The following is a 23690-nucleotide window of genomic DNA, read 5'->3' as shown; positions in this document are numbered from 1 at the left end:
GTATTATACCGCCCGATTTTCCGCCCAAACTTTGACGACACAGGTTCTTAAAGATGCTCACGCTTCGAGGTAACCCCGCTCTATCGCAGTTTCGCCGCCAACGGCTCACAAAAGAGCTGCAAACGCTTGTTCCATCCATCACCCAAGTATACGCAGAATTCGTTCACTTTGTTGACCTGACGGACAGCTTATCCGATAAGCAGCATCAGGTGTTAAGCCAATTGTTGCATTATGGCCCAAGCGTTGCTGTCGAAGAATATAGCACTGCCTCGTTATGGGTGACACCTCGGGTTGGTACCATTTCACCTTGGGCAACAAAAGCGACAGATATTGCTCATAACAGTGCATTAGATTCTGTGCGTCGTATTGAGCGTGGCATCCGTTATTGGATTCAAGCTGAACAGGCATTGAGTGAGACTGAACTCAAAATTGCCAGTGCTGCATTGTACGACCGTATGACTGAATCGGTTTACTTACAAGCGCCGCAAGCGGAGCAATTATTTGGTGAACATGACCCCGAAGCCTTGACCGAAGTCGATCTATTAGCTGGCGGTCGAGATGCGTTAAGTTCCGCCAATATCAAATTAGGTTTGGCGTTGGCTGATGACGAAATCGATTATCTATTAAAGGCTTATACCGAATTAAAACGTAACCCAACCGATGTTGAGTTAATGATGTTTGCGCAAGCCAACTCAGAGCATTGCCGTCACAAAATTTTTAATGCCGACTGGACAATCGATGGTGAGCAATCGCCTTGGTCGTTATTTAAAATGATCAAAAATACCTATAACGAAAACAGCGAAGGCGTGTTGTCTGCTTATAAAGATAATGCCGCCGTTTTTGCTGGTTATCAGGGTGAGCGTTTTTATCCGGGTGTTGATCATCAATACGCTTATCACAATGAAAATATTCATATTTTATTTAAAGTCGAAACCCATAATCACCCAACCGCGATTGCACCTTTTGCTGGTGCGGCAACCGGTTCGGGTGGTGAAATTCGTGATGAAGGCGCAACCGGTTCTGGTGGTAAACCGAAAGCTGGTCTAACAGGCTTTACCGTTTCGGACTTGCGCATTCCAGGTTTTGAACAGCCGTGGGAAAGTTGCTATGGCAAGCCAGCGCGTATTGTTAGCGCGTTGGATATTATGATCGACGGCCCTTTAGGTGGCGCAGCTTTCAATAATGAATTTGGCCGTCCAAATTTAACCGGTTACTTCCGTACATTTGAACAGTCTGTGCCGGGTGTTGATGGCTACGATGTTCGTGGTTATCACAAGCCAATTATGATTGCTGGCGGTTATGGCAACATTAAAGAAGAGCACATCGAAAAGGCGTGGGATGCAATTCCTGTTGGTGCCAACCTGATTGTATTGGGTGGCCCTGCTATGCAAATTGGCTTGGGCGGTGGCGCGGCTTCTTCGGTCGACAGCGCCGAAGGCAATGAAGATTTAGACTTCGCCTCGGTACAGCGCGGCAACCCAGAAATGGAGCGTCGCTGCCAAGAAGTGATCGACCGTTGTTGGTCACTTGGTAAAGAAAACCCGATCAGCTTTATTCACGATGTTGGTGCCGGTGGTTTATCGAATGCGTTTCCAGAATTGGTTGCCGACGGTGGTCGTGGCGGCCAATTTGAACTTCGCGATATTCCAAATGATGAGCCGGGCATGTCGCCGCTCGCGGTTTGGTGTAATGAATCGCAGGAGCGTTATGTGCTGGCCGTAACCGATGAAAAACTGGCTCAGTTTAAAGCCTTCTGTGAACGTGAACGTTGCCCTTATGCGATTATTGGTAAGGCGACACAAGAGCCAAACCTTACAGTGTCGGATCGTCATTTCGATAATAACGCAGTTGATATGCCGCTCGATATTTTACTTGGCAAGCCGCCTAAAATGTCGCGCTCTTTTGAACGTGTTGAGCGTCAACTAGACAGCTTTAGTACTAAAGGTATTGATATTAACGACGCTGTTGAGCGCGTAATGCATTTGCCTTCCGTTGCCAGTAAAAGCTTTTTGATCACCATTGGTGACCGTTCAATTACCGGCATGATTGCGCGCGACCAAATGGTTGGCCCGTGGCAAATTCCTGTTGCCGATGCCGCAGTCACTACGGCGGATTATCAAGGCTATCAGGGTGAGTCGATGGCGATGGGCGAGCGCACACCAGTGGCGCTGATTAACCCTGCCGCCTCTGGCCGATTAGCGGTTGCAGAAACGCTGACCAACTTAGCCTCAACCGAAATTGGCGATATTAAAAAAGTACGTTTATCGGCTAACTGGATGGCCGCAGCCGGTCACCCGGGTGAAGATGAAGCACTTTACGATACCGTGCAAGCGGTTGGTTTAGAACTTTGTCCAGCACTGGGTTTAACCATTCCAGTGGGTAAAGATTCGATGTCGATGAAAACCACTTGGCAAGAAGATGGTAAAACCAAAGCTGTAACAGCGCCGTTGAGCTTAATTATTTCGGGTGCCGCACCGGTGTTGGATGTACGCAAAACCGTTACGCCTCAATTGCAAACCACCCAAGCCGCAAGCGATTTAATTCTAATCGACCTAGGTCGAGGCCAAAACCGGCTCGGTGGTAGTGCGCTGGCTCAGGTGTATCGCAAGGTTGGTGATGTTGCACCGGATGTTGACGACGCCGAAGACTTAAAAGCATTTTGGGCAGTCATACAGGGCTTACTTACTGATGAAAAACTGTTGGCTTATCACGACCGCTCTGACGGCGGTTTGTTTACTACCCTTGTTGAAATGGCCTTTGCTGGACGTACGGGTATCGACCTGAATGCCGATCGCCTAAACGACGACAACCTACTGGCAGCACTATTCAGTGAAGAATTAGGTGCCGTGATTCAAGTGGCGCAAGCCGACACCGAACAGGTGTTGCAGCAGTTTTCTGCCGCTGGATTAGAAGATTGTGTCGCCGTGATTGGTCAGTTAAATGATGATGACTTTATTCGGGTGCTCGCCGATGACGAAGAAATTTATGTTAAGCCGCGCACTGATATTTTGCGTATGTGGAGCGAAACCAGTTATCGCATTCAGGCGCTGCGTGATAATGCCGAATGCGCAGAGCAAGAGTTCGACCGATTGCTTGACGCCAACGACCCCGGCTTGCATGCCGAGTTAAGCTTCGATGTAAACGAGAATATCGCTGCGCCCTTTATTAACAAGGGGGCTCGTCCAAGCATCGCAATTTTGCGTGAGCAGGGTGTTAATGGTCAGATGGAAATGGCCGCTGCTTTTGAACGTGCTGGCTTTAATGCGGTAGATGTTCATATGAGTGACCTCATTGCAGGTCGAACTCAGCTGCAACAGTTTAATGGCCTTGCCGCTTGCGGTGGCTTCTCTTACGGCGACGTTTTAGGCGCAGGGGAAGGCTGGGCAAAATCGATCCTGTTTAATGAATCAGTGAAAGATCAATTCCAAAGTTTCTTTGCCGACAGTAATACCTTTGCGTTAGGTGTTTGTAATGGCTGCCAGATGATTTCTAATCTGCGTTCTATTATTGATGGCAGCGAAGCATGGCCACACTTTGTGCGTAACCATTCCGAGCAGTTTGAAGCCCGTACCGCCATGGTAGAAATTACCGAGTCGCCTTCTATCCTGTTAGCAGGTATGGCTGGTTCACGTATGCCGGTTGCTGTTGCACACGGCGAAGGCCGAGCCGAATTTAAAGATTCAGCGCATCAACAGCTGGCTGAAAACAGCGGCCAATTGGCACTGCGTTACACCGATAACTACGGCAAAGTTACTGAGCATTACCCGCAGAATCCAAATGGTTCACCATTGGGTATGAATGGTTTCACCACGCCCGACGGCCGCATCACCATCATGATGCCGCATCCAGAGCGAGTGTTCCGTACCGTCACTAATTCAAGCAAACCGAAAGGCTGGCAAGAAGATGGCGCTTGGTTACGTATGTTCCGTAATGCGCGGGTTTGGTTGGGCTAGTTTGAATAGTATTGTTTTTGTGGATTGAGTCGGAATTTAATAGTTTGCCCTGGGTTATGCTAAGGCAAACTTTATATTAAAGAGTATTTAGATGGTGTATTTTCGAATAGGTCTGCAGTTATTAGTCCTCTTGTGTGTGTCTTGTACTAGCTCTTCTAATGGTGGGGATGGAAGCGATGAATATACTCAGAATGCTATTCTTCAAGAGCTCTACATTACCCCGCAAACAGATACCCAGTGTGAGAGTGTGTATAGTGATTCATTCGATTCTGGCTCTATGGTCTGTGCTGGCGATTCTGAAGTAGGTGTTTGCTCGGGCGACAGCGGTGGCCCATTGTTTTATGACGATGGTACCGACAACATTCTTTTAGGCGTTACCAGTTGGACAATTAATAATTGCGAATATACCTATTACAAATACGGTGGCTTTGCAGATGTCTACGAATTTGTCGGGTGGATAGAAGCAACGACTAACTATGATATTACTGCAACCTCAATGGAGCACTCCGACTCTATTGTTCAGCCAACCATTATTGGTGGCATTGATGCCGAAACAGATAATCATGAATACTTTGTTACCCTAATGACGAAGTATCCTGACTATACAGGTTATTACTATCCGTTTTGCGGCGGCTCTTATCTAGGCGATGGCTGGGTGCTAACCGCAGCCCATTGTGTTGATGATCTTTCATCTGAAGAGCAAATTTATCTTTTGGTTGGTAATTATTCTGACGAAATGGCATACGAAGTATGTACTTATGATGAATTTGGGGTTGATTGTACTTGGAGTGCTGATTCAGAGAGTGAAGATGCAACAGGATTTGTTTTATACATCGGCAGTTATTTAGAGATTCATACGGTTACTGGTTCAGACATCACGGTTCATGACGATTGGCGTGGTGATGTAGATGATTTGGAAAATGACATCGCACTGATTCAATTAGGTCCTTCGCCTTGGCCTTCGAATGAATCTTTATCACTACCCTCAACGGATTTGTTTGCTGAATTAGCGGAAGATGCCGAGCAAAATCCAGGCTCGGATATTAGTGTCATGGTCATCGGTCATGGCTTGAGCGATTGATTAATGCCAGTTGCTTTCAAAGGATAGAATTATGCACTATTTGTTAAAGCCTATTTTTTTATTATTGCTAATTATTCTTTCTAGCTGTGCGTTAAATTCCAGCGCTACTAATGAAGATGTAGTACTTTATAATCCGATACTCAGCGAAGATAAATTAACTGTATCTGTAAGTGATAAAGGCTGCACTAGTGAGCAGAATTTTAATCTTTTGGTAAAGGGTGATTCTATTTTTTTAGAAAAACATCAACCAGATAATTGTTTGGCTTATCCGCGGTTAAAAGAACTGGTGTTTGAATACAACTTCGGTAATAAAGAGTATCAATTTAAAAACGAAGTTCGTACGGATTATCGACTAAAGCCTATTATTAAAAATGCAGAATGATTTTTAATTGATTTAGTTAAAATTAATCGAAATAAAATTTAAACGCATCGCGTATTATAAAATACCGATGCGTTTTTTATAACCGCATATCTACTTCATCAAGAGAGTCACGAATCGATAAAAAGCTTTCAAGTTTGCGCGCTAAAATAGCGCCATCTTTAACGTTTTTTTTAATGCGCGAACCGGGTTCATGAGTGTGACTGTAATTATTTATTATGCATTGGTATCGTCAGCGCTAGTGGCAGAATAAAACAGAAGTGGAAAGCTTTATAATGGAGCAAAAAGACTATGAGTAACATCCAAAAAGTTGGCTCCAATTTATGGGTTGCCCCTGAGCACTTCGGTGTAACTCCGAAATTCCAGAGGACGGAACATGCTTTAAATTATTACCCTAATGGGGCCTCTCTATTGCATGAGACTTTGAATCCAGGCAATAAAAAATTCCGCTTCGATTATGAAGATGAGCCTGATCATCCTGATTATCCAGGTGATTTGTCCGCCAAATATTTAGGTGAAGTGTTTGACCATTCTTCCGCAGGTGGTCACGATGGCTATTTGGATATGCGCGTTAATTCAGTTACAAATCGAGATGTTTTCTTTTATAGCGGGTTAATTGTTGCTTTTATCTGGTGGACTTTTGATTACTTGGTGATTCGATCTTTTACTACATGGGTTGTGCCAGAAAGTATTATATATGGAATGTACTTCCTTTGTTTTGGTCTAAGTTCGATAACATTTCTTTGTCCTTTAGCTACTCCTGTACGTTTTCATAAGAAGAACCAAGAAGTCTACGTGTGGCACAAAAAAGTCTTATATCGTATTCCATGGCAGGAGTGTGAACTATCTGTTCAAGTGGCTAAAAGAAATGAAGGCTATCGTGGTTTACAAGACGGTTATCAGCTGACTCTTTGGCTAAACCCAAAGCATGCAGTTAACCAAGACCTAACAGGACAAAAGCATGTCGCACTGAATATGCTTCATAATATGAATCACCATATCCCGCTCTACACCTACTGGGAATACGTGCGCCGCTACATGAACAGTGAGCAACCCTTGTATATTGAAATAACTAAAAAGCCAAGGCGGCCGAGTTTTAACACTGAATTAGCACGGAAAACTGGTTATCTCAAAGCAGTTTTAGTTTTTATCATTACTGCGCCGTTTGTGTTTTTATTCAACCCCAATAAAATGGCTCTATTAACTCCTGTTAAGCATAAATGGCCGAAGGAAGTGCACGAATGGACAGGCGAATGTTGTAATTGGCACTGACTTCAAAGCAGGAATCAAAGGGTCAGAGTCTTTGATGACTTGAATATTATCAACTGCCGATGCGTTTTTTATAACCGCATATCTACTTCATCAAGTGAGTCACGAATTGATAAAAAGCTTTCAAGTCTGCGCGCTAAAATAACGCCATCTTCGACGGCTTTTTTTAATGCGCAACCGGGTTCATGAGTGTGGCTGCAATCGTTGAATTTGCAGTAGTGTGACTGCTCAGAAATTTCTGGAAAACCTTTGTGTAAATCATTAAGGCTGGTATGCCATAAACCAAATTCACGAATGCCGGGGCTGTCGATCAGTTGGCCACCGCTTGGAATGTGGTAGAGTTTTGCAGTTGTTGTGGTGTGCTTACCTTTGCCGGTAGCTTGTGAAATATCGCCGACTTTTAAGTCTTCTTCTGGCAGTAGTTGATTAATGATCGACGATTTACCAACGCCAGATTGACCAACAAATACCGAGTTTCCTTCTGCGACTAATTGCTGGATCTGCTGCAACCCGTCGACTTCAGTTGCTGAAGCAATATGAGTCTCATAACCCAATGCTTTATATTCATCTAGCTCTTGCTGCATTTCTGGCGCTTTGCTGAGTAGATCGCTTTTGTTTAATAAAATAATCGGGTGGATATCATCGTGTGCGGTTGCCACCAAGTAACGGTCAATTAAATTAACCGGTGTTCGTGGGCTAGGCGCAATTACGATAATGATACGGTCGACATTAGCTGCTACTGGGCGCAATTTACCGCGTACGTCTGGCCGAGTCAGAATGCTGCGTCGTTCGACCAAAGCATTAATCACACCGCCGCCATTGTTGTCTGGCTGCCAAACAACCTGATCGCCGGTGACCATCGCAGGTAAATTACTGCGAACGTTGCAGCGAATAATGTCTCCGCCTGCTGTGCTATCACGTTGTAAATCGAGTGTAGCGCCGTAGTGAGCAATAATTAACCCCTGTTCTGGCGCGCCGAGTTCGCCATTGATTTGTTCATCAATGATTGCATCTTTCTTTTGCGCGCGGGCAAGGCGCTCTTGTTGAACCTTGTCAATTCGATGCTGCTGCTGTCGGCTTAATCGTCGTTTGCTCATGCGCTTGCTTAGCTTAATACGTTATACTGAGCGCTAAGTTTACTTGTTCCCTGCTAAAAGGTTGAGCCTAATGGATAAAAAATCCAATTTAATCTGGATAGACTTGGAAATGTCCGGTCTAGACCCTGACGTTTGCCACATTCTTGAGATCGCCACTCTGATTACTGATAAAGACCTGAACATCTTGGCAGAAGGCCCTTCAATCGTGGTGCACCAGCCAGACTCGGTTTTAGATGAGATGGATGAATGGTGCACAACCCATCATGGCGAATCAGGCCTTACCGATAAGGTTAAAAGCAGCGACATCAGCCTTGCTGAAGCAGAAGCGCAAACATTGAGCTTTATGCAGCAGTGGGTTGAGCAAGGTGCTTCGCCGCTGTGTGGCAATAGCATTTGGCAAGATCGCCGCTTTTTAATTAAGTACATGCCAAGCATCGATAGTTATTGTCATTATCGTAATATCGACGTCAGTACGTTAAAAGAACTCGCCGCCCGTTGGCAGCCAGAATTATTGTCTGGTTACACAAAAAAAGGCAGCCATCGCGCTATGGACGACATTATCGAGTCGGTTGAAGAGCTACGTTTTTATAAAGATAATTTTTTGAAATAGTTATTAAGGGTCCATCTTTTCGTTTCAATAATCTAGAAGCCTCGCATACGCGAGGTTTTTTTGTACTCAAAATTAGGTGCCAGCCTTATGTTAAATGGCGCGCTCATTCTAATGTCATAGACTGTTACTGCTGTAAGTCAGCCTGCCATTGCTAGGCTGGAAGACTTACTGGTGGTGATGTGGCGTGCAGATTACTTGTATTTTACGTGTCGCTAAGCTTCACTTTCTCTGAGGCTCTAGGGTAGTGATTGCCATCTCGTTAAAAGTTCAATCAACAGTGTTGTTACAAAAAAACATTCTAGAGCTGGTTTGCATCTTATATGATATACAGATCTGTATATTTTTGAGTGTTGTCAGGACGACGCAACGGAACTAAATAGAGCTAAACAGAACTAAGCAGCAATGCACGGAACCAAACGGAATTAAAGATGACTATTAATACTCGCTTAATCATAGGCTTTGGGGCTATTTTAGCCATGATGATCATACTCTCTGGAATCGGTGTCCAGCGAGTTAACTTCATCGATGCCACCATTACTCAAATGACCGACGTGAATGCTATGAAACAGCGTTACGCGATCAATTTCCGCGGCAGTGTTCATGATAGAGCCATTGCTATCCGTGATGTCGTACTAGCAAGAAGCGCAGATGAAGCGAGCCAAAGCGTCGCTGAAATTAACTCGTTAGCCGCCTTCTATAAAGAGGCTGCAACAGCGATGGATACTGTTGTGTTGACCTCTCAAGAGCAGGCGATATACGACAAAATTCAAAATGTAGAGCGAAGAACGCTGCCGTTAGTCAGTCAAATTATTACGTTACAGCGAAGCGGAAATAATCAAGAAGCAGAGGCCTTGCTGCTGAATCAAGCAAAGCCGGCCTTTACTGATTGGTTGGCGGTGATTAATGAATTCATCAATTTTGAAGAGAACGCTAATTTTGTTGCAACAGAAGAAACCAGAAAAGTAACCAGCTCGTTTCAAGGTTGGATGATCCTGTTAACGGTGATCGCCATTATGATTGGGGTTAGCGTTACATTCGTTATCAGCCGTCGTATTCGTCATTCGGTAGGCGGTGAGCCGCAGCAAGCTGCTCAGGTTATCGCTAAGATTGCAAAAGGTGATTTAACTGCGCAAATTAAATCACTTAGTCAAAATAGCATGATGTCATCAGTACAGGTGATGCAAGAAAAGCTCGTCGATATTGTCAATGAAATTATTGGTTCATCGGAAGAATTATCAGATCGTTCGGCGACTGTTGCTTCTGGTACTGAACAGGCTTTGGTTGCAGCAGATAAGCAGGTTGAATTTACCGATCAGGCAGTGCAAAGCCTAAACGATATGAATTTAAGTATTAATGCGATTGCAGACACTGTGCGCCAAACAGAAAGTAACTCCAATGATACGGTAGAGCTATCTAGAAAAGGTCGCGATGCGGTGCAAAAGGTCGCAACAGAAATTGAGAAAATATCAGATACAGTAAATGCCACCGTGAACCAAGTGAATGTACTGAAAGAGCGAGCAGGAGAGATTGGAGACATTATTAATGTCATTCGAGGCATCTCTGAGCAAACTAACCTGTTAGCGTTGAACGCCGCAATTGAGGCGGCTCGTGCAGGAGAATCCGGTCGAGGTTTTGCGGTTGTTGCAGACGAAGTACGTCAATTGGCGCAGCGTACTAACGAGGCGACAGGTGATATCGAAGAAATGATCAATCAGGTTCAAGAAGACACCCAGGCATCGGTAGAAGCGATGGAAACCACTGTGCCGCAAGTCGAAAATGGCTTGAGTTTGACCCGTGAAGCGAACGCGTTACTGAGTGATATTCAGCAGCAATCGAATGATTCACTAGCTAAAGTATTGGAAGTGGTTGAAGCAACGGATATTCAAGTAGCGACGGTTCTGGAGATCAGTCAAGGTGTTGAAGAAGTGGCCAATATGTCGAAAGAGACCAGCCAGTTTTTACAGCGCAATACCGAAGAAACGAAAGCATTAGAACAGCTTGCTAAAAAACTAAAGCAGGACGTTAACTATTTTATTGTTAAATAATTAGGCCTGTTGGTGTTTTTATTCGGCTCGGCTTTGTGCGTAGTGGCGAAGGTGATAAGCAATCATGATTTAAAGGTTATTGTTTAAAATCTTTTGCCAGTACGGCCAAGCTGACTTCTCCAAAGCGAGTCAGTAGCTGTTGTTCGGCAGCGTTTAGTGCGCTGCTGATTTCTCGGTTCACCGCCTGTTCGATTTTACATTCGGTGTGTTCATCGCTTAGGCCGATACAAAAAACCGAGCTTTCACCTAAGGCGTTGTGAATGTCCAGCAAGGTTATATCTTCCAGTGCAACATTAAGCCGCCAGCCGCCGCCATGACCTTTAACCGAGGTGACATAACCTTTTTCGCGTAAGCCGCTCATGGTACGCCTGACAACCACTGGGTTGGTTCTGAGTATGTTGGCTAGAAATTCGGATGTCGCGACCTCTTCCATGTTATCCATATGGATTAAGATGTGCAGCATGCGTGATAGTCGGCTGTCTTTTCTCATCCTGCTCTGGCCTCTTGGTTATTTTTAACGCCTGTTTTTAACAGTGAGTTGCTTATTGGTCATTGTGCGTTGCTGTAATTGTTGCGCTGCTGCCATTTCAGCTTGGCTTTATTACCAGTAAAAAATTACAGTAAAAACCTGTTAAGCGTTTAAGATGTCGTTGACGGCATTGACCTTATCTTCGATCTTTTGGTCTTTGTCGGTGCGAGTGCCCACCTTGATGGTGGAATTAATGCGCACAATGCCGGTTTCATGCAGCTGTTCATGGCAGGCTTTAATGGCGGCAAATACGTCGTCCCATTCGCCGTATAAATTGGTGCCATAGCCGTGCAGCTGAATGTCGATATCAAACTGCTGCAGTATCTGCTGACACTGGGCAATTTCTTGGGCAACTGAAATTTTGCCATTAAATGGAATAACACAAAGGTCGGCCATGCATTTCATTGTCGAGCTCCTTTCATCTGTACGTTGGCGTCTGTTTAATCGCGGCTGTTGGCAGGTTCTTAGGCAAATTTTTAGATAGATTCTTTATCTATGTCTGTATCTGCATCTGCATCTTCTGCTGCGGCTAACGGCCAGCCGCCTAATTCTTTCCATCGGTTAATGATGTTACAGAACAGATCGGCAGTTTTTCGGGTGTCGTATTCGGCGTTGTGAGCTTCGCGATCAGAAAATTCTATCTGAGCAGTCTCGCAGGCTTTTTTTAATACCGTTTGACCAAAGGCAAGTGCTGAAAGCGCCGAGGTATCAAAAGTCGAAAAAGGATGGAAAGGATTGCGTTTGTTGGCAGCACGTTGTGCGGCAGCCATTAAAAAGCTGTGATCAAAAGTCGCGTTATGGCCAACTAAAATTGCACGTTTACAGCCACTGGCTTTCATACCGGCGCGTACCATTTTAAAAATAGACTTTAGCGCTTCGCCTTCGTCAACAGCATCTCGTAACGGGTTGTGAGGGTCGATGCCGGTAAATTCGAGCGCTGCTGGTTCTAGGTTAGCCCCTTCGAATGGCTCGACATTAAAGAATTGGCAATCATCGGGAACCAGCCAGCCTTGCTCGTCCATTTTTAGCGTGACGGCGGCTATTTCGAGTAGCGCATCGGTATTGGCATTAAAACCAGCTGTCTCGACATCGATGACTACCGGGTAATAGCCACGGAAACGTTCAGCAAGTGTATTGAGTGGGTCTATGTCCGACACGGGTTCTCCAACAATTCAAAAAGAGGCATGTTACTGATTTGTCAGTAAATAGCTATGGTTGTACGAGGTTGGTCTGAGGCTTGCTAATGTACTGATATGAAAGAAATTATATTAGAAAAGCGGAAGAATATGGCCAAAATTAGGCAGTTGTTTTCCTTAATGATTAAGTTTTCCTTAATACCTAGGTTTCCCTTCATGGGTGCGACAGCCATGGTTGCTTTGGCGTTTGCTCAACCATCTGCACAGGCGGTGACCTTTGGTACCGGCCTGACCGATACCGAATGGCGCATAGAAGCGAACCCTTACTATTGTCGTTTTTATCAGCCATTGCCTCAGTATGGCTCGGCGGTTTTTTTTCATGAGGCTGGCGAAACCCTAGAGTTTTATTTGCAATCAACGCGTAATTTGATGGCCGTTGGACAAGCGGCTATTACCATTCAGGCGCCGCCTTGGCGCTCCAGCGCGTTGACCACTGAGCTGGGTTATGTACGAGTGAAAGACTTGGCGATTCCCATTCGAATTGAAACCGCACGCGCCGGTCGCATGATGGATGAGCTAGGCCGTGGCATGTCGCCTTCATTAACGCGGCGTTCTAAATACGGCGACGACACCATTAGCCTTCATATTTCGCCAGTTAATTTTAAGCAGTATTACAGCGATTATCTGAATTGTCAGACTGGCCTGTTGCCGGTCAACTATCGGCAAATAGAACGTACCACGCTGAGTTTTGATGCCGGAGGCGATCAGCTCAGTACCCGAGTGCGTTCGCAACTGGACGACATCGTTACCTATTTGCGTGAAGACTCGTTGATAACGGCGATCTATATTGATGGTCACAGTGATTCGGCTGGTAACCGTTATAACAACCGTCGGTTATCGGAGCAGCGGGCTTATCGCGTGACCGATTATTTGGTCAATGCAGGCGTTGATGCCGGCATGATTCTGACTCGTTATCACGGTGACCGTTACCCAATTGCGACCAATGAAACGGCGGCAGGAAGGGCGAAAAACCGTCGTGTCACTGTTCAGTTTGACCGTATTGAAGATGATCCAAATGACCCATTGTTGGGTTTACCAGATTTTGAGGCTCCTTAATGATGTTTTTTAGGCGTACTGTAAAACAACCTGAAGTGATGTTGGCCTGTGTTGATATTAAAGACGGGCAGCTGATCCATCGGCGTAGTAATGGCGCACTCACCTGTGTCGATATCGACGATCTGCGGCGTGCAGAATTGCGAGTATTGGAGCAGCAGCTGTATTGGTATCTGGAAGATCAGCGCGGCGCCTTTGCACTCATTGCCGAGCGCACAGAGGGTATTGGTCGCGTGCGTCGATATTTATCGAGTTGGCGTGGATTCGATTACGATGGTTTGTTGCGTTTTGATAGCGAACAGCAAAGCCACTTGCAGTTGTGGCCAATGCTGTTGGAACGAGCTGCTTAAGGTTTCATATCTTATCGTGCGTTTGGTGTTTACCGATAACTTGGCCGAGTAAACAGTACCGGTGGTCGACCTTGGTACTCACCAAACAAAATGACAGTACTGTCTAGCGTGTAATCCAGTTCAATGCTGGCATCGCCCGACCAATCCCATGTTAGCCAGTGCGGCGCATCGAGCTGTAATTCAGCCAAGCCTGTGAGTGGATCACTGGAATAAACGCGGAATAAGGCTTCTCCTGCGCTCATGTAATCACCCGTTCCATCAGGGCCGTAATAGATGGCGCTTTGCGCGAGTAACAAGCAGGCCGCTTCCGAATCTGATTGTGATGCCAAAGTACAGCCATGCACACTGCTATCGAAGTCTAAGCCATAAAACGTATCGCTGGCGAGGTCGTTATCGGTGCTTAATGTACTCCAGCTAAAATCGCCGTTGCTGTCCAGCGACAAGGCTTCCAAGGTTATGTCGATGTCGGCTTCGTAGTAACCGCCGGCAACGGTGTCCGGTAGATTGGCGCGAACAAAATAGAGTGTGCGTGGTTCCAGCTGTACGCTGAGTGCTTCACAGTCAGTCTCGCTGGCTGAATTTTTAACACAGACGCCATCGGCATCGGTGAGCGCGCTACTGAGTAGATCGAGTTGCGAGATATCGGTAGCGATGTCGTTCACGCTCGCTCCGGCGATGTTGCGTGGCCATAAAAGATCGACATTGTTTGCCGTTAAGGTAATGGTGCCATCACCGTCGCCTTCGGCTAACGTGCCGTCGTTCGATACCTGCCAAGTGAGTTGACCTGTTTCAATATCGCCACCGACAAGCGCTTGGCTATCGGGTTTACTCAAGGCGTCGTCTAAGCCGGTATTAAAATCAACGTAATCGCCAACATAGTTGGTCAGCAAGGTACCGGTCGAAGAATAGGCCTGCACGGAGAAACTTAACTCACTCAGTTCAGCGCTTTGCCCTTGGTAAATGTTGTCGTCTTCGCTGCCCCATATGGCGCTGTCGATCTGCTCAGCATTGAGGTAGGCCGGTATTGATGGGCCAGTCAGTTTGTCGGCACTGGTGACGTCGAAGTCGGAGCCCAAATAGTTCTCGATGGTAGCCACTAGATTAACCATACCAACCTCTTGGTATTGGATGTCGGCGTTGATCGACTCGGTAATGCCGTCGCTGCCACTAATACCTGTGCCACTGGCAAGGTCAACAGAGCTCCAGTCGTCACTTGAATCACCGCCAATAATTGCACCGAGACTGCCACCAACCGGGTCGGCAACGCTCGAGCCTGTCCAGTCGACGCTGTATAGATCGTTAATTCGACCAAAGCTCTTGGTGGCGTTGCCGTTTACGTCGAGGCCGCTAATGGTGACGCCGAAGTCGTTACCAGCGGTCCAAAAATCGGCGTTATCGACATCGGTTTGTTGAATCACCAAGCTGGCAGGCCGCACGCGTAAGCTGACGCTACCTTCGATGTATTCACCGGTTGCATTACCATCGACATCGAGAATCTCGCTGCGAATAGTCAGTGGTTGAATACCAACATCGGGTGCGGTGAGCGTAAAGGCTGCGGTGTCGTTACTGCCAAAGCTGATATCAATGTCAGAATAATCACTGCCGCTCTGTTGGTCAGTTGGATTGGCAAGTGCGATATCTGAGCTTTGGTTCCAAATAACCTGTTCGCCAGCAACACAGGAATCGGTGCTGCTGCAACTGGTGCCGATCTCGGAAGCGACTTCGATGTTACTGGTCTGCACGTTAACGCACTGGCCTGTGCTTTCATCGGTTTGAGTTGCTCGCAAATAAAGAGTGTCGGAAGTGTCAGCGGCAATTAAATCGATAAACGAAACGCTGCTGCTGCCACTGGCCGCTTCAAAGAAGCGATAACCGGCATCAACAAATTCAACCTGGCAATTGGATTGTTCGATACCACCGACAAAGCAGCGCAAATAATCGCTGACCGATGAGTCTAACGCCGGTGACGAACTGCTAATGTCGAAACTATAGGTCGAGGCAGTGGTGCGCTGAAATTCGAAAGAAGAGCCGCTGCTGTATTCGGTTTTGGTATTGGAACCATTCCAGCCCGAAGTTGGCAAAAAGCTGGTGCTGATTAATTCACTGGTTTGTTGGCTACAGCTTTCGTCTAAGCAAGCGCGTACTGTGACGTTTAATGGCTCGCAAGTCAGCCCTTGGTAAAAGTCACGATCTAATTCGTAGTGATGAATCGTGCTGTCGCTAACCGTACAGTCACGCAACACCGATGCATACTCATCGACATTTTCGTCGCTTAAGACAGAATCGAAAATATAGATGTCGTCAAAATAGCCATGCGCAGAATTGTCGGTACCAATAATTGGCGAAATGAGTCTGTTATCGCCAAAGTAGAGGCTGTTGAAGTCGGCAATGCTACCGCTGCTGTTAAACGAAACTCGACTGGTGAGATTACCGTTGATGTACATTTCCATCTGGTCATTATCGAGATCCCAAGTCACACCGATGTGATTCCACTGCTGTAATTCGATGCCGGAAATTGAAGTCACGTTGTAATCATCATCGGCATCGTCTTCCAGTTTGAAGTCGACAATATCGTCGCTGCTGATTGCCATATAAAAATATTTATTGCCGAGTGAGGCATCAAACAAACGGTTGTCGCCAGAGTTTGCGACGCTGCGATACCAAAATAAAATAGTGCCTTTATTGCCAATGTCATCGTTGATATTAATGCCCGTATCGATGGCGTCTTGAGTGGTGTTTCTGTTGTTAGGGATATAACCCGCTAGGCAGGCGGAAGCTTCTTGGTAACTGTCGTTAGCGATCTGAGCGTCGCCAATTTGCATCGCGCTGGTAAAGTTACCTGTACTGTCGATGACTTCACCAGCTGTGCCGTTCCAATCGGCCGTTTCACTTAGTTCAAAGGCGGCAATTGGCGGGATTAAAATAACAGGCGTATCACTGCAACTGCGTGTAAGGGCGGCGAAGCCAGCAACTTCATCGCTCTCTAAGGCGGTATCAAAAATACGGATATCATCAAAATAGCCAGCGGCAGAATCATTGGTGCCGACAATGTTTGAGGTGGTTCGGTTGTCGCCAAAGTACAGCGTATTTAATTCGGCAATATCGCCGCTGCTGCTAAAACTATCACTGTCTTGTAAGACGCCATTAACATAGATGGCGATAGTTTCATCGTCAAAATCCCAAGTGACGGTAATGTGATTCCAATCGTAGGAGTTGATACTGTTTGTGTCGACAGCAAAGTCATCATCATCATCGTCCTCTAACTTAAATTCGAGGTTGTCGTTATCGTCCATAACTAGATAAAAATATTTACTGTTGGTACTGGCATCGAACAGTCGACGATTATTTTCATCGCTTGTGGTTTTGTACCAAAACATAATGCTGCCTTGGTTACCAACGTTATCGTCGATATCAATATAAGTATGGATGGCATCTTGGCTGTTATCGGTGTTGCTTGGAATGTAGCCAGCAAGGCAGGCGGAAGCATCCGCCTGCGTTTCAATTTGTGCGTCACCAACCTGTACGGCGTTGTTGTAATTACCAGTAGAGTCGATGATTTCGCCGGATGAGCCAGACCAAGCGGCAGTTTCGCTGAGTTCAAAGAAAGCCAACGGCTGAGTCAGGTCGTCGGCGTCATTATCGCCATCGTCACCGCCGCCGCTACCGCCACAGTTACGATTGGCGTCGGCGTAATCTTCTATCTCGTCTTCATCAAGCGCGCGGTCGATAATGCGAATGTCATCAAAGTAGCCAGTGGCGGAATTGTCAGTGCCGACAATATTGGAAGTCTGCCGGTTGTCACCGATGTACAGCGTGCTGAGGTTGCCTAATTCACCGTTACTGTCGATATCGTCATTATCTTCTTGATTACCGTTTATGTAGAGCACTAGCTCATCGTTATCGAGGTCCCAAGTGACGGCAATATGGTTCCATTGTTCAGAGTCGAAGTCATCGGAAGAGATGGTGAAATCTTCATCGTCAGAATCTTCCAGTTTAAATTCCAGCTCGTTGTCGTCATCTAAAAAAAGATAAAAATATTTGCTGTCTGTTGAAGCATCGAATAAGCGACGGTTTTCATCGTCATCCTCGCTTTTATACCAAAACATAATAGTGCCTTGGTCGCCAATATCATCGTCGATGTCAACGCCAGTATCGATGGCATCTTGGCTGGAGTTCGAGTTTTCAGGAATGAAACCGGCGAGGCAAGCTGAGGCATCGGAGTCGCTAATAATTTGCGCGTCGCCAATGCGTCTAGCCGAACTGTAGTTGGTCAGCGTATCGACAATTTCGCCAGAACTGCCATCCCAATTGGTGCTTTCATTGAGTTGGAAAAATGCCGAGTCTGCCGACGTAGTTGAGGCCAGCACAAACATCAGCAGTGAAAATAGGCGGGCTAGATAAGCCGATGACATAAGGGTTAGCTGTTTCATGAAAGACGTTAGCACTCACTTTGGCTGCACGTAACAAGGCGTACAAAACAGGGGTTAAAATTCAACGGAAAATTCCAGCTCTGACCAAACATAATCAGGGTTGTCGATGCTGCCGTATTCTGCGCTGGCATATAAATTATAGAGCCATATTGTTTGCGATGCGCCGTCGTATTGGTAGCCGGTGCATTCAATGTTGATGTTAAATTCACTGAATGCATCGATCGAAAGACTGTTGCCATCAATGCTGGCGCAGGCGGCGCCATCGGTTTTAATCAATTGTTGTACAGCATATTCTTGTGCCGCGGCAACGGCTTGCTGTGCGCGCATCTGTAATAGGCTTTGCGTGGTTTGTTCAGCATTACGTAAGCTGAGCGTGCTTAAAAGAATGACCGCAGAGCCAAGAACGATCATTAAAAAAATCGCCGCTACTAATGCAATGCCCTGTTGCTGGTTGGCCTTTGGTGGGCGGCCGTTGGCTGTTTTTATTCGGCAAAAATCTATCGCTGGAGTGGGCTCATTCATGACGCATTGCTCAGTAAAATCGTCTCGATTAATTGCACGCTCTCGTTGTCATCGCCAACTTCAATGCTGATTTGTAATACCGGCGGGCTGTAAACACCGCCTTCAACAATCGAGAAAGCACAACTCTTTAATCGGCTAATAATACGATCTTGGCGCGCGTTTAAGGTGCGGGTGGTAAAGCTGGATAAAGGGTCTATCGAGCTGTAGTCAGCATAACGGTACAGGTAGCCGTTTGTGGTATCGCATTGATAGCCAACTGGGCCATCAAAAAAATAGCCTCGGTAATAGGGTGAATGGCCACTAAAAGAATGCGAACTGGAAAGCGTGATCGTTGTAATAGGGCTGCCGTTTTCTGCAGTGCCAGTGCTGGCGCTGGCAATTTGAGCCACCGAAATGTCACTGCCTAACGAGTTAAGATTACCGGCTTGGTCTCGCAGGTCATCAGCGTTTTCGGTATTAATGCTGATGTAAGCTGGTACTTCACTGACATCGACAAAAGTATCGAAGCTGTTGTCGTTATAAAGACTCAGATGATCGTAAGGCGCATTGGCGCTATTGCGGTAGCGTATAGCGTAAGCACTGATGGTTGCCGGAGCGGTTAAAAACTCGACGTTGCTGTCATTACTGTCGGCGATAAAAACTGAGTTGGGCACACTGTTGGCTAGATCGCGGCGTATTTGAATAAAGGCTTGTTCTGCTTGTTGTACCCAGTAGGCACGTTGGGTTGATTGATAGGCAGCAGAAAACCGATTGCCGATCAGTGGCGCAATAACAACACTTAAAATGCCAGCAATGACAATAACAATAATTAATTCAATCAGGGTGAAGCCCTTGTTACGCATTGTGTGCATGCTAACAGCCTCCTGCCCAATAGGTGGATTCATCCCAATAGGCAGTACGGTAACCACTTAAGCGAGTGACTTGGTTACTTGGGTCGGTGACGCTGATGTCGATACGCGCAATCGTAGCAGGGCAAGTACTGCTGTTACTGAGCGTGTCGAGTGTCAGCCCAGCACTGACATCGATATCGATCGCAACCTGGTAAGCCGCCAGTTCGGTAATGAGATTACCGTTTATGTCTCGGATGTTATCGCTATAGTCATGATATTCGTAAAGGTTGTCCCAAGTACTGCGGTTGTTTGAACTGGCCGACTGGCTTTGATCCAAAAGTGCGGCACTGACTTCTGCCTGAGTTAAACCAGATTGCAAACGCGGGTCGTTACTGGGGTCAAAAAAAGCTTTGCTGCTGACTTCCTGTAAGTAGCTGCGAGCCAATAGCTGAGCTTGGCTTTGTAACATCGGGTCGACATTAAACAGTACCTGTCGGCCGAGTGTGGCAGAAATGGCAACTGCGGCAATGGAAATAATAACAATGGCGATGATCAGCTCGATGAGTGTCAGTCCTGTTTGTAATCGCTTGTTAGGGTGTGCTGGCAGCAAAGAGGAACTATTGGATTTCAACATAGGCAGTGGCTTCATCGTAAGAAAGCGTTCTGTTTGACTCTAGGTTGATGGTACCACGGCTGGCGGTCAAGCTGGTTGGTAAATCGGTACAGCTGTCACTGGCTAAACTGTTGCTCACGGCTAATTCACCGGTGGCTAAATAGATTAATCGCAATGGACTATTTGCACTGCTCACGGTTGGGTAAGTACCCGATAAGGCTGAGGCAAGGCTATTGTTGACCGGGCCGACCATTTTTAGTGAGCTGGTGCAGCCAACTTCGGTCAATTGAGTCGAGCAGTCGTTATCTCGATACACAGACCAGCCTTGGTCAGTCAGTCGCATTTCATAGCTGCAATGGGCGGTAACAGCGCGGTTTTTTGTCCAATCGAGCGCATTAATAAAGTCTGACTGGTCAAATGAATTTTGGAATGTCGAGGTCGAAAAAAACCGAGGTAACGCAAAAGCTGAAAGTATGCCGAGAATAATCATCACGACAACCAGTTCAACCAGCGTAAAGCCTCGGTTTTTATGCATAGTTTTAACTAACAATAGTAGTGTTAACTAATGAAAGGCGAAACAACAATGCTTCGCCTAGTCAGCGGTTATTAACCGCAAGTGTTGTTCGTATCAACGTCAAGAACGTCTGTACTAATCTCAGGCGAAGAGCTGCTGTCTGCTGCTTCAGCATAAGTAAATTTACAGTTACCTTGAGTAGTAGTGACGGTAACGGTTGTGCCAGCTGAATCGGTTGTACAGCTAAAGTCGTCACTGATGCCAGCGGCAACACAGATACTCGCAGGCGCAGCTGATGTTGCAGTGTCGTCGTTGGTTGTGTCAGCACCTGGGTAGCCGTTGATGATTTCGATTGCTTTACCTTCAAGGTCTACTGAATATAAAGTTTCAGTACCTGTGCTGTCTGTTGTTGCACCAGCCGCTAAGTACTGAGCATGAGTAATTACAGACGCAGATTTAACCGCAGCTAAGGCACCTTGAGCCGTTGCTTTTTCAGCTTCGCCACTCAGGTCAGCAATACGAGGTAAGGCAATGGCCGTTAAAATGCCAAGAACAACGATTACCATAATTAATTCAATAAGCGTGAAGCCAGCTTGTTTTTTCATTCTATCTATTCCCTGTTTATATCGGTTGAGCAAACGGTTAGGTCTGATCGTAGTTGTTTAACCAGTTATTTTGATTCGGCCGAGGCCAAAGTTAAGAAATTACTTTAAGCAGGTAGGTTAGATGCTTGATTTAACCTACGCAAGGCGATCATATATATTTTCTTTAAAATGAGTTCCAGTTAACGGATTTTATTAATAAAGCTGTTCAATACGAACAATAATGTTAGGAAATCGCCTGTTCTGGTACTGCGTTGGCCGTATGGCTAATGGAGTTGTCGGAGCTCATGTAAAGAGTGCAGGGTTTAAAGCCTTCTATTTCTTCACTGCTAAAGTTAGCGTAAGCACAGATGATTAGCCGGTCGCTGACCTTGGCTTTTAATGCTGCCGCGCCATTGACCGAAATAATGCCTTCGCCTTCCTTTTCACGCATGGCGTAGGTCGTAAAGCGTTCGCCGTTGCTGAGGTTGTATATCTGTATTTGCTCATATTCGTGGATGCCGGCTAGATCCAATAGGTCGCCACTGATGGCGCACGAGCCTTCGTAGTCGGGCATGGTATGCGTGACGCGAGCTTTATGCAGCTTGGCCTTTAACATGATGAGATCCATAGTAGTCTCCTTAACAGCACTCATGTGGATACAGCGCATTCAGTGTGGGGTGTATTCGTTTTTATCGTTATAAACGGCTATCCAATAAAAATAACAGCCGGATTAAATACAACGCCATGAATTGATCATAATTGAGCTGCGCTATTTTACGGATTTGTCATCGGATTGAAATCAAACTATTGAGTAATCGTCATAATAATTATTCTATGAGCGGGTAAGGCAGATATTATCGATCAATCGAGCCTTACCAAGAAAGGCGGCCGCCAAAATGACCAGTTTCGAATCCTCTTCACTGGCGGGCTCTAAATCAAGCTGTCGACTGATGTTGAAGTAATCTGGCGTCATTCCGGCTTGGTGCAAAGCCTCTTTGGCCTGACGAATAATCTGATCAAAGCTGTCACCCTGTTGAATTTGCGCTGCTGCCTTTTGTAAGGTGGCGTATAGCGTGGGTGCGGTTTCTCGCTCTGCTGCTGTTAGGTAGTTGTTGCGTGAGCTGTAGGCCAAACCATCTTCGGCTCGGCCGGTATCCACGCCGATAATCTCAATGGGCAAAAATAGATTTTCTGCCATCATTTCAATAACGCGGAATTGCTGGAAATCTTTTAGACCAAAAACAGCGACATCCGGTTGTACCTGATTAAAAAACTTAAGTACCACTGTCGCGACGCCGACAAAGTGCCCAGGACGGCTGGCACCACAATGCAAGGTGGTGATGTGGTTGACCTGAACTCGGGTCAGATCTGGTTGCGGGTACATGATTTGTTTATTCGGCAAATACAGCAGCTGGCAACCATCTTCTATCAGATGTTTTTTGTCTTCTTCTAAGGTCTTGGGATAGTTGTCGATATCTTCAGATTCACCAAACTGAGTTGGGTTAATAAAAATAGAGGCGACAACAAAGTCGGCATGCTGCTTAGCTTTTTTTATCAGGCTTAAATGCCCTTGATGTAAATTGCCCATGGTTGGCACAAAAGCAATGCGCTTGCCCTGTGCTCGAACTTGGCTGAGCTTGTCTCTAAGGTCATTAAGGTTGTCGACAACTTGCATGTAATAAGTACCTAACTGATTTGGCGCTAATAAAGGAAATAGGTCTGGCTCACTGCGCGAATAATTCGCGCCTAGTCAAACTCGTGCTCAGCCGCAGGAAACGTCTGAGCCTTAACTTCGTCAATATAGGCTTTGACGGCAGACTGGTAGTTATGATGTTCGAGCATGTAGTTTTTAACAAACTTAGGCATGCGATGCTGGGTTAAACCAAGCATGTCGTAACACACCAGTACTTGGGCGTCGGTGTCTTTGCCGGCACCAATGCCGATAACCGGTACCGGTACTGCCTCAGTAATCGCCTTGGCAAGTGAAGCCGGGACGCATTCTAACAGAATAAAATCAGCGCCAGCGTTGGCCACGGCCAATGCTTGGTCGATCATGCTTTGTGCAGCATCGTTATCTCGGCCTTGAACCTTGTAGCCGCCAAACTTGTTCACCGATTGCGGTGTCAGTCCCATGTGTACACAGCTTGGAATGCCCATGCGGCTCATTGCCGTAATCGATTCGCAGAGCCAGTCGCCGCCTTCAAGTTTGACCATATGAGCACCGGCCTGCATCAGTTTGCCAGCCGTTGCTAAGCATTGTTCGGTCGTGCCGTAAGAATTAAATGGCATGTCGGCGACTAACAGTGCGCCTTGATTGCCGCGTGCTACGGCTTGGGTGTGGTAAACCATTTCATCAACACTGACTGGTAAGGTTGAATGCTGACCCTGTATGACCATGCCTAGCGAGTCGCCAATTAAAAGTGTTTCAACACCCGCGCTTGATAATAGCTGAGCAAAGGTGGCGTCGTAGGCCGTTAACATGGTGAATTTTTCACCGTCGGCGGTCATTTTTTTCAGACTCGCGACTGTCATTGTTTTTGTCATGCTGTTCTTCACTGTGATGAGGACGGGGAATGTTTACGATTTGGCTTTCAGATGTCAATAGTGGTTAAGCTCAGTGAGCTAAGACCTTGAT

The 23690-nt window shown here is 46.3% G+C and carries 21 protein-coding genes; 8 read left to right on the top strand and 13 right to left on the bottom strand.

All coding sequences use genetic code 11. The features are described 5' to 3' along the window. The first annotated feature begins 53 nt into the window (after positions 1 to 53). From purL to FME95_RS06790, 4 genes are all read left to right on the top strand, one after another. Entirely contained in the window at positions 54 to 3953 is a 3900-nt protein-coding gene (gene purL, locus FME95_RS06805) for a phosphoribosylformylglycinamidine synthase (RefSeq protein ID WP_147713636.1), read from the top strand. Between the two features lie 91 nt (positions 3954 to 4044). Further along, positions 4045 to 5034 (top strand): trypsin-like serine protease, encoded by a 990-nt coding sequence (locus tag FME95_RS06800; protein ID WP_147713635.1) that lies wholly within the window; start codon positions 4045 to 4047, stop codon positions 5032 to 5034. A gap of 31 nt (positions 5035 to 5065) precedes the next feature. Continuing rightward, on the top strand, positions 5066 to 5416 hold the full coding sequence (locus FME95_RS06795) for a hypothetical protein (RefSeq protein WP_147713634.1): 351 nt from the start codon (positions 5066 to 5068) through the stop codon (positions 5414 to 5416). Between the two features lie 288 nt (positions 5417 to 5704). Continuing rightward, positions 5705 to 6685 carry a DUF6708 domain-containing protein gene (locus tag FME95_RS06790; RefSeq protein WP_147713633.1) on the top strand — a complete coding sequence of 327 codons (981 nt, stop codon included), beginning with the start codon at positions 5705 to 5707 and terminating at the stop codon, positions 6683 to 6685. A 68-nt stretch (positions 6686 to 6753) separates the two neighbouring features. Here FME95_RS06790 and rsgA read toward each other — a convergent pair whose 3' ends face one another. Then, positions 6754 to 7779: a small ribosomal subunit biogenesis GTPase RsgA gene (gene rsgA / locus FME95_RS06785; protein ID WP_147713632.1), complete on the bottom strand. Its 1026-nt coding sequence runs from the start codon at positions 7777 to 7779 to the stop codon at positions 6754 to 6756. Between the two features lie 70 nt (positions 7780 to 7849). Here rsgA and orn point away from each other — a divergent pair, with 70 nt between their 5' ends. Together orn and FME95_RS06775 are read left to right on the top strand one after the other, a co-directional pair. Continuing rightward, a complete protein-coding gene (gene orn, locus FME95_RS06780) occupies positions 7850 to 8389 on the top strand; it encodes an oligoribonuclease (protein WP_147713631.1) in 540 nt (179 codons plus the stop codon). Positions 8390 to 8817: 428 nt separating this feature from the next. After that, the gene (locus tag FME95_RS06775) at positions 8818 to 10434 is read left to right on the top strand and encodes a methyl-accepting chemotaxis protein (RefSeq protein WP_147713630.1); all 1617 of its coding nucleotides are present in this window, start codon (positions 8818 to 8820) and stop codon (positions 10432 to 10434) included. A 76-nt stretch (positions 10435 to 10510) separates the two neighbouring features. On the opposite strand, the gene FME95_RS06770 is transcribed toward FME95_RS06775, so the two are convergent. From FME95_RS06770 to rnt, 3 genes are all read right to left on the bottom strand, one after another. Then, positions 10511 to 10924, bottom strand: a complete 414-nt coding sequence (locus FME95_RS06770) for an Rrf2 family transcriptional regulator (RefSeq protein WP_147713629.1) — start codon at positions 10922 to 10924, stop codon at positions 10511 to 10513. A gap of 141 nt (positions 10925 to 11065) precedes the next feature. Beyond that, a complete protein-coding gene (locus FME95_RS06765; RefSeq protein WP_147713628.1) occupies positions 11066 to 11368 on the bottom strand; it encodes an MTH1187 family thiamine-binding protein in 303 nt (100 codons plus the stop codon). Between the two features lie 71 nt (positions 11369 to 11439). After that, positions 11440 to 12120 (bottom strand): ribonuclease T, encoded by a 681-nt coding sequence (gene rnt / locus FME95_RS06760; RefSeq protein ID WP_222709916.1) that lies wholly within the window; start codon positions 12118 to 12120, stop codon positions 11440 to 11442. 195 nt (positions 12121 to 12315) lie between these two features. Between rnt and FME95_RS06755 the strand changes: the two genes are divergently transcribed. Both FME95_RS06755 and FME95_RS06750 read left to right on the top strand, forming a co-directional pair. Next, entirely contained in the window at positions 12316 to 13215 is a 900-nt protein-coding gene (locus tag FME95_RS06755) for a flagellar protein MotY (protein ID WP_246109335.1), read from the top strand. After that, the gene (locus tag FME95_RS06750; protein ID WP_147713627.1) at positions 13215 to 13562 is read left to right on the top strand and encodes a hypothetical protein; all 348 of its coding nucleotides are present in this window, start codon (positions 13215 to 13217) and stop codon (positions 13560 to 13562) included. Before FME95_RS06755 ends, FME95_RS06750 begins: the two co-directional genes overlap by 1 nt. A 29-nt stretch (positions 13563 to 13591) precedes the next feature. Here FME95_RS06750 and FME95_RS06745 read toward each other — a convergent pair whose 3' ends face one another. The 9 genes from FME95_RS06745 to panB form a co-directional block, all read right to left on the bottom strand. Further along, on the bottom strand, positions 13592 to 17992 hold the full coding sequence (locus tag FME95_RS06745) for a LamG domain-containing protein (protein ID WP_147713626.1): 4401 nt from the start codon (positions 17990 to 17992) through the stop codon (positions 13592 to 13594). Positions 17993 to 18046: 54 nt separating this feature from the next. Continuing rightward, positions 18047 to 18514 carry a hypothetical protein gene (locus tag FME95_RS06740; protein ID WP_147713625.1) on the bottom strand — a complete coding sequence of 156 codons (468 nt, stop codon included), beginning with the start codon at positions 18512 to 18514 and terminating at the stop codon, positions 18047 to 18049. Then, complete coding sequence (locus FME95_RS06735) at positions 18511 to 19365, bottom strand: prepilin-type N-terminal cleavage/methylation domain-containing protein (protein WP_187265462.1); 855 nt, start codon at positions 19363 to 19365, stop codon at positions 18511 to 18513. The genes FME95_RS06740 and FME95_RS06735 overlap by 4 nt, the downstream gene beginning before the upstream one ends. 1 nt (position 19366) lies before the next feature. Next, positions 19367 to 19993, bottom strand: a complete 627-nt coding sequence (locus FME95_RS06730) for a prepilin-type N-terminal cleavage/methylation domain-containing protein (RefSeq protein WP_147713623.1) — start codon at positions 19991 to 19993, stop codon at positions 19367 to 19369. Further along, positions 19962 to 20492 (bottom strand): prepilin-type N-terminal cleavage/methylation domain-containing protein, encoded by a 531-nt coding sequence (locus FME95_RS13765; RefSeq protein WP_147713622.1) that lies wholly within the window; start codon positions 20490 to 20492, stop codon positions 19962 to 19964. Before FME95_RS13765 ends, FME95_RS06730 begins: the two co-directional genes overlap by 32 nt. Before the next feature lie 71 nt (positions 20493 to 20563). After that, positions 20564 to 21076, bottom strand: coding sequence for a type II secretion system protein (locus tag FME95_RS06720; protein ID WP_147713621.1), 513 nt, complete (start codon positions 21074 to 21076; stop codon positions 20564 to 20566). Positions 21077 to 21299: 223 nt separating this feature from the next. Continuing rightward, entirely contained in the window at positions 21300 to 21683 is a 384-nt protein-coding gene (gene panD, locus FME95_RS06715; protein WP_147713620.1) for an aspartate 1-decarboxylase, read from the bottom strand. A 204-nt stretch (positions 21684 to 21887) separates the two neighbouring features. Beyond that, on the bottom strand, positions 21888 to 22730 hold the full coding sequence (panC, locus tag FME95_RS06710) for a pantoate--beta-alanine ligase (RefSeq protein WP_147713619.1): 843 nt from the start codon (positions 22728 to 22730) through the stop codon (positions 21888 to 21890). A gap of 71 nt (positions 22731 to 22801) precedes the next feature. After that, positions 22802 to 23599 (bottom strand): 3-methyl-2-oxobutanoate hydroxymethyltransferase, encoded by a 798-nt coding sequence (panB, locus tag FME95_RS06705; RefSeq protein ID WP_147713618.1) that lies wholly within the window; start codon positions 23597 to 23599, stop codon positions 22802 to 22804. Positions 23600 to 23690 lie beyond the last annotated feature (91 nt).

This window comes from Reinekea thalattae (assembly GCF_008041945.1).
Classification (GTDB): Bacteria; Pseudomonadota; Gammaproteobacteria; order Pseudomonadales; family Natronospirillaceae; genus Reinekea; species Reinekea thalattae.
This window is presented reverse-complemented; position numbering and strand designations above follow the sequence as displayed.